18 protein-coding genes are annotated in these 15987 nt (G+C 66.0%); 10 read left to right on the forward strand and 8 right to left on the reverse strand.

The window, feature by feature from the left end:
* Positions 1 to 119: 119 nt before the first annotated feature.
* Genes rsmD through E4487_RS03110 form a run of 3 tightly spaced genes read right to left on the reverse strand, consistent with a single transcriptional unit; the run spans position 120 to position 3548 of the window.
* A complete protein-coding gene (rsmD, locus tag E4487_RS03100) occupies positions 120 to 725 on the reverse strand; it encodes a 16S rRNA (guanine(966)-N(2))-methyltransferase RsmD (protein ID WP_037056461.1) in 606 nt (201 codons plus the stop codon).
* A complete protein-coding gene (locus E4487_RS03105; protein WP_175252694.1) occupies positions 725 to 2185 on the reverse strand; it encodes a pitrilysin family protein in 1461 nt (486 codons plus the stop codon). Before E4487_RS03105 ends, rsmD begins: the two co-directional genes overlap by 1 nt.
* Positions 2175 to 3548 (reverse strand): pitrilysin family protein, encoded by a 1374-nt coding sequence (locus E4487_RS03110; protein ID WP_175252695.1) that lies wholly within the window; start codon positions 3546 to 3548, stop codon positions 2175 to 2177. Before E4487_RS03110 ends, E4487_RS03105 begins: the two co-directional genes overlap by 11 nt.
* Positions 3549 to 3690: 142 nt before the next feature.
* Here E4487_RS03110 and ftsY point away from each other — a divergent pair, with 142 nt between their 5' ends.
* The 5 genes from ftsY to E4487_RS03135 all read left to right on the forward strand — a co-directional run bounded on the left by ftsY (position 3691) and on the right by E4487_RS03135 (position 8428).
* On the forward strand, positions 3691 to 5079 hold the full coding sequence (gene ftsY / locus E4487_RS03115) for a signal recognition particle-docking protein FtsY (RefSeq protein WP_175252696.1): 1389 nt from the start codon (positions 3691 to 3693) through the stop codon (positions 5077 to 5079).
* Positions 5076 to 5744: a cell division ATP-binding protein FtsE gene (ftsE, locus tag E4487_RS03120; protein ID WP_175252697.1), complete on the forward strand. Its 669-nt coding sequence runs from the start codon at positions 5076 to 5078 to the stop codon at positions 5742 to 5744. Before ftsY ends, ftsE begins: the two co-directional genes overlap by 4 nt.
* Positions 5744 to 6760 (forward strand): permease-like cell division protein FtsX, encoded by a 1017-nt coding sequence (ftsX, locus tag E4487_RS03125; RefSeq protein ID WP_037056447.1) that lies wholly within the window; start codon positions 5744 to 5746, stop codon positions 6758 to 6760. Before ftsE ends, ftsX begins: the two co-directional genes overlap by 1 nt.
* A gap of 143 nt (positions 6761 to 6903) precedes the next feature.
* Entirely contained in the window at positions 6904 to 7758 is an 855-nt protein-coding gene (gene rpoH / locus E4487_RS03130) for an RNA polymerase sigma factor RpoH (RefSeq protein ID WP_037056445.1), read from the forward strand.
* A 61-nt stretch (positions 7759 to 7819) separates the two neighbouring features.
* Complete coding sequence (locus tag E4487_RS03135) at positions 7820 to 8428, forward strand: hypothetical protein (protein WP_037056443.1); 609 nt, start codon at positions 7820 to 7822, stop codon at positions 8426 to 8428.
* A gap of 6 nt (positions 8429 to 8434) precedes the next feature.
* Here E4487_RS03135 and mtgA read toward each other — a convergent pair whose 3' ends face one another.
* Positions 8435 to 9163 carry a monofunctional biosynthetic peptidoglycan transglycosylase gene (mtgA, locus tag E4487_RS03140; protein WP_175252698.1) on the reverse strand — a complete coding sequence of 243 codons (729 nt, stop codon included), beginning with the start codon at positions 9161 to 9163 and terminating at the stop codon, positions 8435 to 8437.
* A gap of 232 nt (positions 9164 to 9395) precedes the next feature.
* On the opposite strand from mtgA, the gene E4487_RS03145 reads away from it, so the two are divergent.
* From E4487_RS03145 to E4487_RS03165, 5 genes are all read left to right on the forward strand, one after another.
* The gene (locus E4487_RS03145; RefSeq protein ID WP_037056587.1) at positions 9396 to 9767 is read left to right on the forward strand and encodes a DUF423 domain-containing protein; all 372 of its coding nucleotides are present in this window, start codon (positions 9396 to 9398) and stop codon (positions 9765 to 9767) included.
* Positions 9768 to 9869: 102 nt separating this feature from the next.
* On the forward strand, positions 9870 to 10070 hold the full coding sequence (gene thiS / locus E4487_RS03150; protein ID WP_037056584.1) for a sulfur carrier protein ThiS: 201 nt from the start codon (positions 9870 to 9872) through the stop codon (positions 10068 to 10070).
* Between the two features lie 19 nt (positions 10071 to 10089).
* Complete coding sequence (locus tag E4487_RS03155) at positions 10090 to 10884, forward strand: thiazole synthase (RefSeq protein ID WP_037056582.1); 795 nt, start codon at positions 10090 to 10092, stop codon at positions 10882 to 10884.
* 220 nt (positions 10885 to 11104) lie between these two features.
* A complete protein-coding gene (gene trmB, locus E4487_RS03160; protein ID WP_047585838.1) occupies positions 11105 to 11821 on the forward strand; it encodes a tRNA (guanosine(46)-N7)-methyltransferase TrmB in 717 nt (238 codons plus the stop codon).
* 162 nt (positions 11822 to 11983) lie between these two features.
* Positions 11984 to 13327, forward strand: a complete 1344-nt coding sequence (locus E4487_RS03165; protein ID WP_175252699.1) for a DUF1329 domain-containing protein — start codon at positions 11984 to 11986, stop codon at positions 13325 to 13327.
* A gap of 7 nt (positions 13328 to 13334) precedes the next feature.
* Here the strand turns inward: E4487_RS03165 and E4487_RS03170 are convergent, their stop codons facing one another.
* From E4487_RS03170 to E4487_RS03185, 4 genes are all read right to left on the reverse strand, one after another.
* Complete coding sequence (locus tag E4487_RS03170) at positions 13335 to 13763, reverse strand: GNAT family N-acetyltransferase (protein ID WP_037056575.1); 429 nt, start codon at positions 13761 to 13763, stop codon at positions 13335 to 13337.
* A gap of 78 nt (positions 13764 to 13841) precedes the next feature.
* Positions 13842 to 14165 carry a DUF3392 domain-containing protein gene (locus tag E4487_RS03175; RefSeq protein ID WP_037056572.1) on the reverse strand — a complete coding sequence of 108 codons (324 nt, stop codon included), beginning with the start codon at positions 14163 to 14165 and terminating at the stop codon, positions 13842 to 13844.
* 93 nt (positions 14166 to 14258) lie between these two features.
* On the reverse strand, positions 14259 to 15413 hold the full coding sequence (hemW, locus tag E4487_RS03180) for a radical SAM family heme chaperone HemW (RefSeq protein WP_175252700.1): 1155 nt from the start codon (positions 15411 to 15413) through the stop codon (positions 14259 to 14261).
* Between the two features lie 30 nt (positions 15414 to 15443).
* Positions 15444 to 15986 carry a DUF3916 domain-containing protein gene (locus E4487_RS03185; protein ID WP_231499351.1) on the reverse strand — a complete coding sequence of 181 codons (543 nt, stop codon included), beginning with the start codon at positions 15984 to 15986 and terminating at the stop codon, positions 15444 to 15446.
* Position 15987 lies beyond the last annotated feature (1 nt).

Raw genomic sequence — 15987 nt, forward strand, 5'->3', positions numbered from 1 at the left:
TTTTTACCCATATACCGCCGTGTTGGTGGATGTAAAAGGCAACATCCACCCTGCATGGCGTTCAGCGTGGCCTGGTCGGGTGGATGGCGCTTGCCTCGCCAGCACTCACACCAGGCAGGTCACTGTGCGCTGCGTTGCCACAGCGCATAGTGCACCTGGCCGGTGTGTTTCTCGCGGTGCAGGCGCCAATTGCCGGGCAGGCCCAGGGTCGAGGGCGCCGTCTCGCTTTCGGTATAGATCCAGGCGTCAGCGGCCAGCCAGCCCTGCGTTTCCAGCAGCGTGCAGGCAGCTTGCAGCAGGTCCTTGTGGAACGGCGGGTCGAGCAGGACGATGTCGAAGCATCGCGGGGCCGGGCGCGCCAGCAGCTGCAGGGCATCGCCCAGCTGGATCTCGCCGGCGCTGCACTGCAGGGTCGCCAGGTGTCCGCGCAGGGCGTTCACCGACGCCGGGTTGAGATCGCAGGCCAGGCCGCTGGCGGCGCCACGCGACAGCGCTTCGAGCAGCAGGGCGCCGCTGCCGGCGAAGGGGTCGAGCACGTGGGCGCCCTCGACATAGGGTGCCAGCCAGTTGAACAGGGTCTCGCGCACCCGGTCCGGGGTCGGGCGCAGGCCCGGACCGTCGGGAAAGGCGAAGCGCCGCGAGCGCCACTCGCCGCCGATGATGCGCAACTGGCCCTGGCCGCCATGGGCCTTGCCGGGCGCCTTCTGCGGGGTACGGCCGCGCATCAGTGCGGCACCGTGCTGGGCAGCTCGCTGGGGCGCTCGGTGGGCGGCGGCAGTTCCTTCTGCGGCACGCTCGGGCCGGCAGTGACCACCACCAGCGCGGCGGGGTCGAGGTGCCTGGCCATCGCGGCCTTCACCTGCTCGGCGGTCAGGCCCTGCACGTCGCGCATGAAGTCGTCCAGGTAGCTCAGCGGCAGGTCATAGAAGCCCATCGAGGCCAGTTGCCCGACGATGTCGGCGTTGCTCGCGGTGGACAGCGGGAAGCTGCCGGCCAGCTCGCGCTTGGCGTTGTCCAGTTCCTGCTGGGTCGGGCCGTCGCGCAGGTAGTCGGCGAGCAGCTGTTTGACCAGCGCCAGGGTGCCTTCGCTGAGTTCGGCGCGGGTCTGCAGGTTGATCATGAACGGCCCGCGCGCCTGCATGGCGCTGAAGCCGGAATAGACACCGTAGGTCAGGCCGCGTTTTTCGCGCACTTCGCTCATCAGGCGGGTGCCGAAGCCACCGCCGCCGAAGATCTGGTTGCCCAGGTACAGGGCGGCGTAGTCCGGATCGCGGCGGTCGATGCCGAGCTGGGCCAGCATCAGGTGCGTCTGGTTGGACGGGTACTCGATGTGGCTGCTGCCGGGCTTGGGCGTTTGCGGCTGGGCGATCGCGGCCAGCGCCGGACCCTGCGGCAGGGCGGCGGAGACCTGGCTGGCGATGGCTTCGGCCTCGCTGCGCGACAGGTCGCCGACCAGGGCGATCACCGCGTTGCCAGGGGTGTATGCGCGGGCGTGGAAGGCCTGCAGCTGCTGGCGGGTGATCGCCGGGATCGACTGCGGCGTGCCATCGCTCGGGTGTGCATAGGGATGCTTGCCGTACAGGTGCTCGAACAGTTCCAGGCTGGCCAGCTTGCCGGGGTTCTGCTTCTGGTACTCGAAGCCGGCGAGCAGCTGGTTCTTGATGCGCGCCAGCGAGTCGGCCGGGAAGGTCGGCTTGCCCAGCACCTGGCTGAACAGCGCCAGGGCCGGCTCGCGCTGCTCGCGGGCGCTGAGGCTGCGCAGGCTGGCCACGGCCATGTCGCGGTAGGAGCCGTTGCCGAAGTCGGCACCGAGGCCCTCGAAGCCGGCAGCGATGGCGCCGACATCCTTGCCTGGCACGCCCTCGTTGAGCATGGCATTGGTCAGGGCCGCCAGGCCTGGCACGTCGCCATCCTGGCTGCTGCCAGCGGCGAAGGTCAGGCGCAGGTCGAACATCGGTAGCTCATGGGCTTCGACGAACAGCACCTTGGCGCCTTGCGCGGTGTTCCAGGTCTGGATGTCCAGCGTGCGCCGGGTCGGTGCCTGGTTGTCGAGGGCTGCCAGTGATTGCAACTTGGCGCCTTCGCCGGTGGCCGCCGGCGTGCCGACGACGCTGCAGGCGCCCAGTGCCAGGGCGGTGGACAGGGCCAGGCCGAGCAGGCCCAGACGGCGGTGCTCAGTCTTCATGACGGGACTCCTGGTTACGGGACGCTTCGGGCAGGACGTGGGCGACGCTCAGGCGGTCGCGGACGAAGAAGGTGCGAGCAGCCTGCTGGATGTCGGCCGGGGTCACGGCTTCCAGCTCGGCCAGTTCCTGGTCGATCAGCTTCCAGGACAGGCCGACGGTCTCCAGCTGGCCGATGCTGGTGGCCTGGCTGGTGATCGAATCGCGCTCATAGACCAGGCCGGCAATGACCTGGGCGCGCACCCGCGCCAGCTCGGCGGCGGATGGCGGCGTCTTCTTCAGGGCTTCCAGTTCGCGCCACAGGCCGGCTTCGGCCTGCTCCAGGGTCTTGCCTTTCTGCACGTTGGGCGTGGCCGTGAGGACGAACAGGCTGTCGCCACGGGTGAAGGCGTTGTACCAGGCGCTGGCGCCGGAGACGAGTTCCTCGCCACGTTCCAGGCGTGTGGACAGGCGTGCGCTGTAGCCGCCGTCGAGCAGGGCCGCCGCCAGGCGCAGGGCGTAGACCTGGCGCGGCGTCGCGGTGGTGGCCAGGCTGGGCACGTTGAAGCCCATCATCAGGTTCGGCAGTTGGGTCTTGAGGTAGAGCGTGGTGCGTCGTTCACCGGCGGCCTGCAGCTCCAGCGGCAGCTTGGCCTTGGGCACCTCGCGGCGCGGGATGGCGGCGAAGTAGCGCTGGGCCAGGCTCTTCACCTGATCGACGCTGACGTCGCCGACCACCACCAGGGTGGCGTTGTTCGGCGCGTACCACTGGCGATACCAGGCGCGCAGTTCGTCGATGTGCATGCGCTCCAGGTCGGCCATCCAGCCGATGGTGGGGATGCCGTAGCCGCTGGCCGGGTAGGCCATGGCCTTGAACAGCTCGAAGGCCTTGGACGAGGGACGGTCGTCGGTGCGCAGGCGGCGTTCCTCCTTGATCACCTCGATTTCCTTGTCGAACTCGTTGGCCGGCAGCTGCAGGCTGGCCAGGCGGTCGGCCTCCAGCTCCAGTGCCACGCCCAGACGGTCGCTGGCCAGGACCTGGTAGTAGGCGGTGTAGTCGTCGCTGGTGAAGGCGTTCTCTTCCGCCCCCAGGTCGCGCAGCACCTGCGAGGCCTCGCCCGGGCCGAGCTTGGCGCTGCCCTTGAACATCATGTGCTCCAGGGCATGGGACAGGCCGGTGGAGCCGGGTGTCTCGTAGCTGGAGCCGACCTTGTACCAGAGCTGGGAGACCACCACGGGGGCGCGGTGGTCTTCGCGCACGATGACCTTGAGGCCATTGTCGAGACTGAATTCGTGGGTGGGTTGAGCGGGTGAGGCGAAGGCCACCATTGGCGCGCAAAGGGCGCCGAACAGCAGGCCGAGGGAACGGCGGGCAATGGCATTCATCGAGAGTCTGACCTGTCGGATAGCCTGGGCGGTCGTACCGCCAGCGGGCGAAGAGGTGCTAGGATACCCCATCCTTTTCCGGGGCGGCGCAGCAAGGCTTTGCAGCCTGTGAGCGAACGCTCCCTTGAGATGCAAGCGACCCATGTTTGGTTCCAATGACGACAAGAAGTCGCCGGCCGATGCCGGCGCGCAGAACCCGCCTGTGACCGAAGAAAAGAAATCCCTGTTCAGCTGGTGGCGCAAGAAACCCGCCGCGTCGACGCCTGAGGCGGCGCCCGAGCCTGTGCCGGGCGTGGCTGACGAGGCCGCGAATGCGCCTGCCGCCGAGGTGCAGGAGACGCCTGCGCCGCGCCTCGACACACTCCCCGAGCCGCAGCCCGAGGCCCCGGCGCCTGTCGTCGGAGCCGCGCCGGTGGTGCCGAGTCCTGCTCCGGCACCTGCCCCGGTTGTCGAGGCGGCGCCGAGCCCGGCTGCTGTCCCGGTCGCCGAGCCCACGCCGAGCCCGGCCATCGCTGCAGTGCCCGAGCCGGTCGCAGTCGCCGAACCGGCTGCAGCGGAAGTGCAGGCGCCCGCCGCGCCGGTTGCTGCCACCCAGGACAAGCCGGGCTTCTTCGCTCGCCTCAAACAGGGCCTGTCCAAGACCAGCGCCAGCCTGGGCGAGGGCATGGCCAGCCTGTTCCTTGGCAAGAAGGCCATCGACGACGACCTGCTCGACGACCTGGAAACCCGCCTGCTCACCGCCGACGTCGGCGTCGAGGCGACCACCGCGATCATCGGCAACCTGACCAAGCGCGTGGCGCGCAAGGAGCTGGCCGACAGCGGCGCGCTGTACAAGGCGCTGCAGGAAGAGCTGGTGACCCTGCTCAAGCCGGTCGAACAACCGCTACAGATCGACAGTGCCAAGCAGCCCTACGTGATCCTCGTGGTCGGCGTGAACGGCGTCGGCAAGACCACCACCATCGGCAAGCTGGCCAAGAAGCTGCAGCTCGACGGCAAGAAGGTCATGCTCGCCGCTGGCGATACCTTCCGCGCCGCTGCCGTGGAGCAGCTGCAGGTCTGGGGTGAGCGCAACAACATCGCGGTGATCGCCCAGCACACCGGTGCCGACTCGGCTTCGGTGATCTTCGACGCGGTCCAGGCGGCCAAGTCGCGTGGCGTCGACGTGCTGATCGCCGACACCGCCGGGCGCCTGCACACCAAGGACAACCTGATGGAAGAGCTGAAGAAGGTCCGTCGGGTGATCGGTAAGCTGGACGACACGGCGCCGCACGAAGTGCTGCTGGTGCTCGACGCCGGCACCGGACAGAACGCCATCAGCCAGGCCAAGCAGTTCAATCAGACTGTGAACCTCACCGGTCTGGCGTTGACCAAGCTCGACGGCACTGCCAAGGGCGGGGTCATCTTCGCCCTGGCCAAGCAGTTCGGCCTGCCGATCCGCTACATCGGCGTGGGTGAAGGCATCGACGACCTGCGCCCGTTCCAGGCCCAGGACTTCGTCCAGGCACTCTTCGAGGAGCGTGAACGCGGATGATCCGATTCGAGCAGGTCGCCAAGCGTTATCCCAATGGCCATGTCGGGCTGCACGAACTGACCTTCCGCGTTCGCCCCGGCGAGTTTCTCTTCGTCACCGGCCACTCCGGCGCCGGCAAGAGCACGCTGCTGCGCCTGCTGCTGGCGATGGAACGGCCCACCAGCGGCAAGCTGCTGCTGGCCGGGCAGGACCTGTCGACCATCACCAACGCGCAGATTCCCTTCCTGCGCCGACAGATCGGTGTGGTGTTCCAGAACCACCAGCTGCTGTTCGACCGCACGGTGTACGACAACGTCGCCCTGCCGCTGCAGATTCTCGGCCTGTCCACGCCCGACATCGCCAGGCGCGTCGGTTCGGCGCTGGAGCGGGTCAGCCTCAGCGACAAGGCCGCCCAGGCGCCGGGGGACCTGTCCACCGGTCAGCAGCAGCGCGTCGGCATTGCCCGCGCCATCGTCCATCGCCCGGCACTGCTGCTGGCGGACGAACCCACCGGCAACCTCGACCCGCGCCTGGCCGCCGAGATCATGGGCGTGTTCGAAGACATCAATCAGCTGGGCACCACGGTGCTGATCGCCAGCCACGACCTGGCGCTGATCGCACGCATGCGCCAGCGCATGCTCACCCTGCAACGTGGCCGCCTGATCGGCGATGGGGAGGCAGCCTGATGAGCGCGTCGAAGATGCCCACGCCGCAACCGGCCGAACGCGTCGGCGCGGCGCCGCGCAACAAGGTGGCGGCCCGTCCGGCGGACGAGCCGGATTTCCGTACCCTGTTCCACGCCTGGCTGGAAAGCCACCGCGCCAGCATCGTCGACAGCCTGCGCCGCCTGGCGCGCCAGCCCATCGGCAGTTTCTTCACCTGCCTGGTGATGGCCGTGGCGCTGAGCATGCCCATGGGCCTGTCGCTGCTGCTGGACAACGTCGAGAAACTCGGCGGCTCCTGGCAGCGTGCGGCGCAGATTTCCCTGTTCCTCGAGCTGTCCGCCAGTGAGCGTGAAGGCGAGGCGCTGCGCGAGCAGATCACGGCGATGGACGATGTCGCCGACGTCGAGTGGATCAGTCGTGAGCAGGCGCTGGAAGAGTTCCAGCAGCTTTCCGGCCTCGGTCAGGCGCTCAAGGAGCTGCCGGAGAACCCGTTGCCGGGTGTGGTGCTGGTCACGCCCAAGGAGGTCGACAAGGCCAAGCTGGAAGCCCTGCGCCAGCGCCTGGCCGAACTGCCCAAGGTGGAACAGGCGCAGCTGGACCTGGTCTGGGTCGAACGCCTGACCGCGATTCTCAAGCTGGGCGACCGCTTCGTCTTCGGCCTCAGCGTGCTGCTGATCCTGGCGCTGCTGCTGGTGATCGGCAACACCATCCGCCTGCACATCGAGAACCGCCGCGCCGAGATCGAAGTGATCAAGCTGGTCGGCGGCACCGACGGTTACGTGCGTCGCCCCTTCCTCTACATGGGCGCGCTGTACGGTTTCGGTGCCGGTGTCTTCGCCTGGCTGCTGCTGGCCTTCGGGCTGGATTGGCTGAACGATGCTGTAGTACGTTTGGCCGGCCTTTACGGTAGCGATTTCGCGCTGGGTGGCGTACCTTCGGGCGACGGCTTTTCGCTGCTGCTGGGCGCCGTGCTGTTGGGCTATATTGGCGCCTGGCTGGCGGTAGCGCGGCATCTGAACGAGCTGGCACCGCGTTGATGGGCTTGCCCGGCAAGCTGAACGCCAGCTGACAAGTCATTGTTTTGGTTGATATTGACTATCTGTCAGGGAACTTATCCACAGGCCCTGCATCAGATAGCGCAGTGCTACACTGCACGAGTTTCGTGAATCGGAGGATTCGAATGTCCACTTCCTTGCAACCTGTTCATGCTCTGGTTCCAGGCGCCAACCTGGAAGCATACGTGCATGCGGTCAACAGCATTCCGCTGCTGACGCCCGAGCAGGAGCGTGAACTGGCCGAAAATCTCTACTACCAGCAGGATCTCGAGGCCGCCCGCCAGATGGTGCTGGCCCACCTGCGTTTCGTGGTGCACATCGCGCGCAGCTACTCCGGCTACGGTCTGGCCCAGGCCGACCTGATCCAGGAGGGCAACGTCGGCCTGATGAAGGCGGTCAAGCGCTTCAACCCGGAAATGGGCGTGCGCCTGGTGTCCTTCGCCGTGCACTGGATCCGCGCGGAAATCCACGAGTTCATCCTGAAGAACTGGCGCATCGTCAAAGTGGCCACCACCAAGGCCCAGCGCAAGCTGTTCTTCAACCTGCGCAGCCAGAAGAAGCGTCTGGCCTGGCTGAACAATGATGAAGTGACGGCCGTGGCCGAGAGCCTGGGCGTCGAGCCGCACGAAGTGCGCGAGATGGAAAGCCGCCTGACCGGTCAGGACATGGCCTTCGATCCGGCCGCCGATGCCGACGACGACAGCGCCTACCAGTCGCCCGCGCACTATCTGGAAGACCATCGCTACGACCCGGCCCGCCAGCTCGAGGACGCCGACTGGAGCGACAGCTCCAGCAGCAACCTGCACGAAGCGCTGGAAAGCCTGGACGAGCGCAGCCGCGACATTCTCTACCAGCGCTGGCTGGCCGAGGAGAAGGCGACGCTGCATGACCTGGCCGCCAAGTACAATGTGTCGGCCGAGCGTATTCGCCAGCTGGAGAAGAACGCCATGAACAAGCTCAAGGGCTGTATCGCCGCCTGAGCCTGTCGAGCCAACGAGAAGCCGCACCTGGGTGCGGCTTTTTTCTGCCTGGAGCCATCGTGTGAACAAGCCACCCCTGAGAGCACAGCACGGGCTCCTGTTCATCGTCGTGGCCGTGCTGTTCTTCGCCTGGGGCGCCTGGCTGATGCGCAGCACCGAGGTCCAGCCGGTTGCCAACCTGCAGACCTGGCGCGACGCGTTCCTGCAGCCTCTGGCGGACGATCATCTGCAACTGGCGGACCTGCAGCGTCTGGCCCCCGGCGAGCTGTGGCTGGAACCGCGCCTGGATGGTGCGCGTCTGAGCTACCGTGCCCGGCTTCAGGGAGAGGAGGGTGAATGGTCGCTGCAGGCCGTGCTGGCGTTGAGCGACAGCCAGCGTGACAGCCTGATGGCGGCGCAAGGGTTGCGCCCGGGCGACGCCGAGCAGGTATTGCCCGCTGTGCTCGTCGAGCAGATGGCGCGTTTCTCCATCGCCAGTCTGAACCTTGGCGCCCCGTCGTCACTGGCCAGCGAACGCCTGGCTGCCAGCCTGGGGCAGCCGCGTCTCAGCCTGGAGCTGGCAGAGGGACAAGCCTGGATCTACCCGCAGTGGGGGCTGACGGTGCACCTGCGTGGTGACGACATCGCGCTGCTGCATGCGCTGCCGCGCAAGGCCTTTCGCAGCCGCTAGGGCGCCTTACAGCCAGCCTGGCCACCAGTGCGGATACCTGGGCTTGAGCTGGTTGAGGTAGTGGCCGCCCCCCAGCTGGTTCATCTGCTGGCGGATCCAGGCGGAGCGACGCAGGATGTAGCCATCCGGGCGGCCCGCGCTCCAGCGCAGCGGGTTGGGCAGCACGGCGGCCAGCTGGCTGGCCTGCTGGCGATTCAGGTAGGGCGCGCCGACGCCGAAGTGCTGCTGCGCGGCGGCCTCGGCGCCGAAGACCCCGTCACCCCATTCCACGCTGTTGAGGTACACCTCGAGAATGCGCTCTTTCGACCAGAGCAGCTCGATCAGCGCGGTGAACCAGGCTTCCAGGCCCTTGCGCAGCCAGCTGCGGCCGGACCAGAGGAACAGATTCTTCGCCACTTGCTGACTCAGCGTGCTGGCGCCGCGCAACGAGCCGCCATTCTGGTTGTGCTGCAGGGCGGCCTGGATGGCGCCTAGATCGAAGCCCCAGTGGTTGGCGAACTTCTGGTCTTCCGCGGCGATCACCGCCATCTTCAGACTGTCCGGCAGCTCGTTCCATGGGCGCCACTGGCGCTTGAGTTCGAGGGGCTGCTCGCTGCCCCAGGACTCGATCTTGCGTTCGATCATCAGGGCCGTGCCGGGTGGCGGCACCCAGCGCAGGGCGAGCACCAGCAGCACGCTGGCCAGGATCATCCAGAGCAGGAGTTTCAGCAGGCGGCGGGTCAGTGCTCGGAGCATGAGGCTTCGCAGTTATGAAATCAGCCGCTATTAAAACAAAAAATCGCCTGGAGCGATTTTTGACGTCGCTCCGCGACGGCCCGAAGGGTTGCCGCCAGGGATGGCAGGCACCAAAAAACGCTGGAGGAACCCCAACGCGCACAGGATCAGCCGCGGGTGTGACAATAACAACCACTGCGCCCGCCGGCGCAGTGGTTAAACTGCGTCCACGTCGACCTCATCAGGAGTTTCCATGGCCCGCCTCTGGTTGCTGTTATCCGCTTTCGCCGGCTTTACCGGTGTCGCCCTGGGCGCCTTCGCGGCTCATGGCCTGAAACACAAGCTGACGCCCGACTACCTGGCGGTGTTCCAGACGGGGACGCATTACCAGCTGGTGCATGCGCTGGCGCTGTTCGGTGTCGGCCTGCTGGCCCTGCATGTGCCGGGACGCCTGGTCAATCTGGCCGGCACGGCGTTCGCCGTGGGCATCGTGCTGTTCTCGGGCAGCCTCTACGGGCTCACCCTCAGTGGCATCGGCAAGCTGGGCATGATCACCCCGTTCGGTGGTGTGGCCTTCCTCGTCGGCTGGCTGTGTCTGGGGCTGAGCGCCTGGAAAATGACCTGACCCTGGCGTCAGATACGAGGACGAATGGCGCCTTTTAGCCTTGGTAGCGGCTGGCTATCGGGCTAGAATGCCGGCCCTCTTTCTAGTTATGACCGAGCCGTCATGCGCATTCAATTGAATGGTGAACCCTTCGAACTGCCGGAAAACCAGAGCGTCGCCGACCTGTTGGTTCGCCTCGATCTGACCGGCCGTCGCGTGGCGGTCGAGCTCAACCTGGACATCGTTCCACGCAGCCAGCACGACAGCACGCCGCTCGCCGAAGGCGACCAGGTGGAAGTGGTGCACGCCATCGGCGGCGGTTGATCCCTCTGAGGAGTTTCCCATGAGCCAAGTTCGCAGCGACAAGCCCTTCGTACTGGCCGGTCGTACCTTCCAGTCGCGTCTGCTGGTCGGCACCGGCAAGTACAAGGATATGGACGAAACCCGTGATGCCATCGCCGCTTCCGGCGCCGAGATCGTCACCGTGGCGGTGCGCCGTACCAACATCGGCCAGAATCCGGGTGAGCCGAACCTGCTCGACGTGATCAGCCCCGACAAGTACACCATCCTGCCCAATACTGCCGGCTGCTTTGATGCGGTCGAGGCCGTGCGCACCTGCCGCCTGGCGCGCGAGCTGCTCGATGGTCACAACCTGGTGAAGCTGGAAGTCCTGGCTGACCAGAAGACCCTGTTCCCCAATGTCATCGAAACCATCAAGGCCGCCGAAGTGCTGGTCAAGGACGGCTTCGACGTGATGGTGTACACCAGCGACGACCCGATCATCGCCCGCCAGCTGGCCGAGATCGGCTGCATCGCGGTGATGCCGCTGGCCGGCCTGATCGGCTCTGGCCTGGGCATCTGCAACCCGTACAACCTGCGCATCATCCTCGAGGAGGCCAAGGTGCCGGTGCTGGTCGATGCCGGTGTGGGCACGGCCTCCGATGCCGCCATTGCCATGGAGCTGGGCTGCGAGGGCGTGCTGCTCAACAGCGCCATCGCTCACGCGCAGGACCCGATCCTCATGGCGCGCGCCATGCAGCATGCGGTCGAAGCCGGTCGTCTGGCCTACCTGGCCGGGCGCATGCCGAAGAAACTCTATGCCAGCGCCTCATCCCCGCTGGATGGCCTGATCAAGTAAGGACGATTGACTGCGCGTCGGCCCCGCCGCGTCAAAACAGGCTCGGAACGCCGCTTGCGGCTGACGCACTTTCCAGTGCGGCCGTGAAGCGAGTAACGCTCATGTGCTTCGGCACCGTCGTCCGCGACGCCGAGCGTTCCTTGCCTGTTCCGTCGAAGGCAGTGCAGGCCTTGCATGGCTCCGGCCCGCGAAATCGTAAAGCATTCTAGAAGAGCACAGCATGACTGACACCCAACAGCCCGAACTGACCGAAGACGGTCGCCAGCGCCGTACCATCAAGAGTTTCGTGATGCGTGCCGGGCGCATGACCGAAGGCCAGCAGCGCGGCCTGGACAAGGGCTGGCCGCTGTTCGGCCTGGAGCTGGAAGACGGCCTGCGTGATTTCGACCAGGTCTTCGGCCGCAGCGCGCCGCGCACCTTCGAGATCGGTTTCGGCATGGGCCACTCCACCCTGGAAATGGCTGCGGCTGCGCCGGAGCATGACTTCATCGGCGTCGAAGTGCACAAGCCGGGCGTGGGCGCACTGCTCAACGGGGTGATGACGCAGAACCTGAGCAACCTGCGCGTCTACAGCTGCGATGCCCTGGAAGTGCTGCGCGACTGCGTGGCCGATGCCAGCCTGGATCGCGTGCTGCTGTTCTTCCCCGACCCGTGGCACAAGGCCCGTCACCACAAGCGCCGCATCGTCCAGCCGGCCTTCGCCGAACTGGTCCGCAGCAAGTTGAAGGTCGGCGGGGTGCTGCACATGGCCACGGACTGGGAGAACTATGCTGAGCACATGCTCGAGGTGATGAACGCTGCGCCTGGTTATCGCAACCTGGCCGCCGATGGCACCTATGTGCCACGCCCCGAGGAGCGCCCGGTGACCAAGTTCGAGCGCCGCGGCGAGCGTCTCGGGCATGGCGTGTGGGACCTCAAGTTCCAGCGTCAGGAGTAAGACCACGCTGCTTGCGATTGACCGGCAGGATGCACGATTAGATCGGGACAACCCGACGGCCAGGATGGCGCCTCACCTCAGAACACAACAACGATAAGCACGCTCACAGAGGGCGTGCAGGTATTGGCGACGCCGCTGTCATGGTGTCGCGAGGAGAGCATTGTGTTGAGATCGGTTTCCCTTCTTCTGCTGACTGCCCTGGCATTTCAGGCGCAGGCCAAGATCGATGCCAGCCAGGCAGCCCGCCTGGGGCAGGACCTGACCCCGCTGGGTGGCGAGCGCGCAGGCAATGCCAGCGGCACCATCCCCGCCTGGACCGGTGGCCTGGCCACGCCGCCTGCGGGCTACCGGCCGGGCATGCATCACCCTGATCCCTATGCCGACGACAAACTGCTGTACCGCGTCGACAGCCAGAACCTGGCGCAGTACGAGCAACTGCTGCCGGTTGGCCTGAAGACGCTGCTGCAGCAGAACCCCAGCTTCTACCTGCGGGTGTTCCCGACCCGTCGCAGCGCGGCGGCGCCCCAGCGGATCTACGACGCGACGCGTTTCAATGCGCTCAACGCCGAACTGATCTCCGGTGGCAACGGTGTGCAGGGCGCTGCGGCCGGCGTGCCCTTCCCGTTGCCGCAGAACGGCCAGGAAGCCATCTGGAACCACATCATGCGCTACCGTGGCGACCAGATCAGCATGGCCACCAACCAGGCCGCCGTGCTCGCCAATGGCAGCTACAACCTGCTCAAGCTCGAGCGTGACATCTACTTCCTCTACGGGCGCGATGGCGTTGCCCCGCAGGACCTGGACAACACCCTGTTCTACTACAAGTACAAGGTGGTGGCGCCGGCCAAGCTGGCCGGCTCGGCCCTGGTGGTGCAGGAGACCCTCGACCAGGTCCTGGCCATTCGCAAGGCCTGGCGTTTCAACCGTGGCGAACGCCGCGTACGGCGCCTGCCGATGCTCGCCTACGACACCCTGCAGCCGGACACCAACGGCATGGCCACCGCCGACCAGGTGGACTCCTACAACGGTGCGCCGGATCGCTACGAATGGCAGCTGCTGGGCAAGCGCGAGATGCTGATGCCCTACAACAGCTATGCCGTGCACCAGCGCGGTATTCCCTACGCCGACATCCTGCAGTCCAAGCACGTCAACCCGGAGCTGCTGCGCTATGAGCTGCACCGCGTCTGGGTGGTGGAAGCCGAGCTGCGCAAGGGCTTCAGCCATCCCTACGGCAAGCGTCGTTTCTACTTGGACGAGGACAGCTGGCAGATTCTCGCCGTCGACCTGTATGACCGCAGCGGCGCGTTGATCGGCCTGCAGGAGGCGCACCCGATCAGCTACTACGACGTGCCGATGTTCGGCTCGACCCTGGAAACCATCTACGACCTCAAGGGTGGGCGCTACTTCGCCGACGGCCTCGACAACAACGAGCCGATGTACGACTTCAATGCCAAGTTGAGCCCGCGCGACTTCACCCCGCAGGCCCTGCGCCGCGAAGGCAACTGAAGCCGCCTCAGGGGCGCGACCAGGCCATCGTCAGCTGCGCCTGGCCGGTGTGCGGGTCGTGCCCCTGAGCGATCACCTCGAAACCGGCGCGACGGTAGAAGGCGGTTGCCCGCCCGTTGGCCTGGTAGACATCCAGTTCGAGCCGCGTGCGTTCGGCCATGACGGCCTCCAGCAACTGCAGGCCCAGACCGCAGCCCTGCTGCTCCGGGCTGACGAACAGCGCCGCGAGGCGCCCCTCATGCACGGATGCAAAGGCCAGGGGCGTGCCGCCCTGTTCCAGCACCAGTGTTTCGGCCTGCGGCAGATAGTGCTCGCGCATCGCGCCGAGCTGATCGCGCCAGAATGCCTCGGGCACGAAGTCGTGGGCCTGTAGCGAGGCGCTCAGCCAGATGTCGAGCAGCGCGTCGCAGTCAGTGTTCAGGTAGGGGCGGATCATGCTGACGTCCTTGTCGGGTCGAATGCCGTGTATGGCGCCGCTGCCGGTGGTCGCTCACCGGCACTGGCGTGAGCCGGGCTAGTTGCGATCGGCGAGGATGCCGATGACCACGAAGATCAGAATCAGCACCGGTGCCAGGGTGAAGTTGTTGAAGTACGTCAGGCCCTTGGTCAGCCAGGGCGTGAGGAAGATGATCGCCAGGCCGTAGCCGACCGCGCAGAAGATCACGAACAGCAGGGTACGCAGGACGAAATTGAGATTGCCGATGGTGCGCTGGACCCAGGCATTGATCAGCGGGCCGAACAGCACCAGCAGGGTGGCCATGATGGCCAGGGAGATGTCGCTGAGGTGGCTGCGACTCCAGCGTGACAGGGTGACGATCAGGTCCAGTAGCAGATCCATGCAGGCTCCTTGGTAACGGTCGGTGCAGCACTGCCGGTGGCTGCACGAGCGAAGCGCACAAGCCTACCGGATTGCGGCCCTGCAGTGGGTGATCTAGGCCAGGAACAGCTGCAGCAGGTCGTTGAGAAACAGCTGGCCCCTGGCCGTGGCGACCAGGCGCCTGTCGTCGGCCTGCAGCAGCCCCAGGCGTTCGCCCTCGCGCCGTGCGCCGTCGAGCTGTGCGAGTGGCAGGCCGGTGCGCTGGCTGAACAGCTCGACAGGCGCGCCCTCGGTCAGGCGCAGCACGTTCATCAGGAATTCGAACGGCAGCTCCTCGGCATCCAGCACGCGTTCGCCGGCCTGGTAGGCCTTGCTCGGGTCGAGGTAGTCCTTGGGCAGGCGCGTCTTCCAGGTTCGCAGGATGCGCCCGTCCGGTGTGCTCCGCTTGGCGTGGGCGCCGGCGCCGATGCCGAGAAAGTCACCGAAGGTCCAGTAGTTGAGGTTGTGCCGTGCCTGCCGCCCGGGACGGGCATAGGCGGAGACCTCGTACTGGGCGTAGCCCTCGGCGGCCAGCAGGGCCTGGCCGGCTTCCTGGATGTCCCACAGCAGGTCGTCCTCGGGCAGCTGCGGCGGCTGGCTCCAGAACACCGTGTTCGGTTCCATGGTCAGCTGGTACCAGGACAGGTGCGTCGGGGCCTGGGCGATGGCCGTGCGCAGGTCGAACAGGGCGTCCTCGATGCTCTGCTCGGGCAGACCGTGCATCAGGTCGAGGTTGAAGTTGTCGAAGCCGGCGGCGCGCGCCATGTCGGCGGCACGAATCGCCTCGTCGCCATTGTGGATACGGCCCAGTGCCTTGAGCTTGGCCTCCTGGAAACTCTGCACGCCGATCGACAGGCGATTGATGCCGAGGCTGCGGTAGCCCTTGAACTTGGCCTGCTCGAAGGTGCCCGGATTGGCTTCCAGGGTGATCTCGATGTCTTCGGCGAAGGCGATGCGTCGCTCGACGCCCTCCAGCAAGCGCCCCAGCGCCCGGTCGGAGAACAGGCTGGGCGTGCCACCGCCGAAGAAGATCGAGGTCAGCGGTCGGCCATGGGCATGCTGCAGATCGCTGTCGAGATCGGCGAGCAGCGCGTCGACATACTCCTCTTCCGGCAGGGTCGGCCCGGCCGCGTGGGAGTTGAAGTCGCAATAGGGGCATTTGCGCACGCACCACGGGATGTGGATGTAGAGCGCGAGGGGAGGCAGCAGGAAGTGAGAGACGTTGGGCACAGTAGGGCAACGGGATGCAGTAACGGGCGGCTATCGTGGCATGACTTCACCGAAGTACCAACGCTGGGCGATGAAGCGCCCATTAGGTTGGTCTTCGTCGAGGTAGTCGATTTCGGTGCCCAGCTCGCCACAGCCATCTGCCAGTTGCAGTGACCAGGCTTTGGATAGGCTCAGTGGTGCCAGATGGCGGCTATTGCCATACTCGCTCACCGAGGCGCGGGTGTGAGCCTGGAAGTAATCCTCATCCAGATACAAGCACACTTCGCTGGTGAAAAAATCAGGTAGGCAGATTACGGCCGTCACCCGCCAGTTCTCTGCCTCTGGTGGTTTGGAACGCATCAGATGCTGGCAGGCATTGATCAATGCCTGAGCGCAGCGAGCTTGAATCTGGGGATTGGTGTGCCGTCCCTCGACGAGGCTGAATAGCACGGGAATTTTCCAGTTCCAGTAGCGCTCGCCGGCAGGAATGCTCTGCGGAAAGTTGTCCTCAAAGCATGCTGCCCAATGATCTAGCGCCTTCAGCCGACGAGCAACACCGCGTGGTTTCTTGCTGAGAATCAGGCGTCTGACCAAG

The organism is Pseudomonas sp. BMW13, assembly GCF_013357275.1.
Lineage (GTDB): Bacteria > Pseudomonadota > Gammaproteobacteria > Pseudomonadales > Pseudomonadaceae > Aquipseudomonas > Aquipseudomonas khazarica.

Excerpts from the sequence above, each read along its gene's own strand:
- rsmD (WP_037056461.1), bottom strand. The coding sequence starts at position 725 with ATGCGCGGCCGTACCCCGCAGAAGGCGCCCGGCAAGGCCCATGGCGGC.
- E4487_RS03105 (WP_175252694.1), bottom strand. The coding sequence starts at position 2,185 with ATGAAGACTGAGCACCGCCGTCTGGGCCTGCTCGGCCTGGCCCTGTCC.
- E4487_RS03110 (WP_175252695.1), bottom strand. The coding sequence starts at position 3,548 with ATGAATGCCATTGCCCGCCGTTCCCTCGGCCTGCTGTTCGGCGCCCTT.
- ftsY (WP_175252696.1), top strand. The coding sequence starts at position 3,691 with ATGTTTGGTTCCAATGACGACAAGAAGTCGCCGGCCGATGCCGGCGCG.
- ftsE (WP_175252697.1), top strand. The coding sequence starts at position 5,076 with ATGATCCGATTCGAGCAGGTCGCCAAGCGTTATCCCAATGGCCATGTC.
- ftsX (WP_037056447.1), top strand. The coding sequence starts at position 5,744 with ATGAGCGCGTCGAAGATGCCCACGCCGCAACCGGCCGAACGCGTCGGC.
- rpoH (WP_037056445.1), top strand. The coding sequence starts at position 6,904 with ATGTCCACTTCCTTGCAACCTGTTCATGCTCTGGTTCCAGGCGCCAAC.
- mtgA (WP_175252698.1), bottom strand. The coding sequence starts at position 9,163 with ATGCTCCGAGCACTGACCCGCCGCCTGCTGAAACTCCTGCTCTGGATG.
- E4487_RS03145 (WP_037056587.1), top strand. The coding sequence starts at position 9,396 with ATGGCCCGCCTCTGGTTGCTGTTATCCGCTTTCGCCGGCTTTACCGGT.
- thiS (WP_037056584.1), top strand. The coding sequence starts at position 9,870 with ATGCGCATTCAATTGAATGGTGAACCCTTCGAACTGCCGGAAAACCAG.
- E4487_RS03155 (WP_037056582.1), top strand. The coding sequence starts at position 10,090 with ATGAGCCAAGTTCGCAGCGACAAGCCCTTCGTACTGGCCGGTCGTACC.
- trmB (WP_047585838.1), top strand. The coding sequence starts at position 11,105 with ATGACTGACACCCAACAGCCCGAACTGACCGAAGACGGTCGCCAGCGC.
- E4487_RS03170 (WP_037056575.1), bottom strand. The coding sequence starts at position 13,763 with ATGATCCGCCCCTACCTGAACACTGACTGCGACGCGCTGCTCGACATC.
- E4487_RS03175 (WP_037056572.1), bottom strand. The coding sequence starts at position 14,165 with ATGGATCTGCTACTGGACCTGATCGTCACCCTGTCACGCTGGAGTCGC.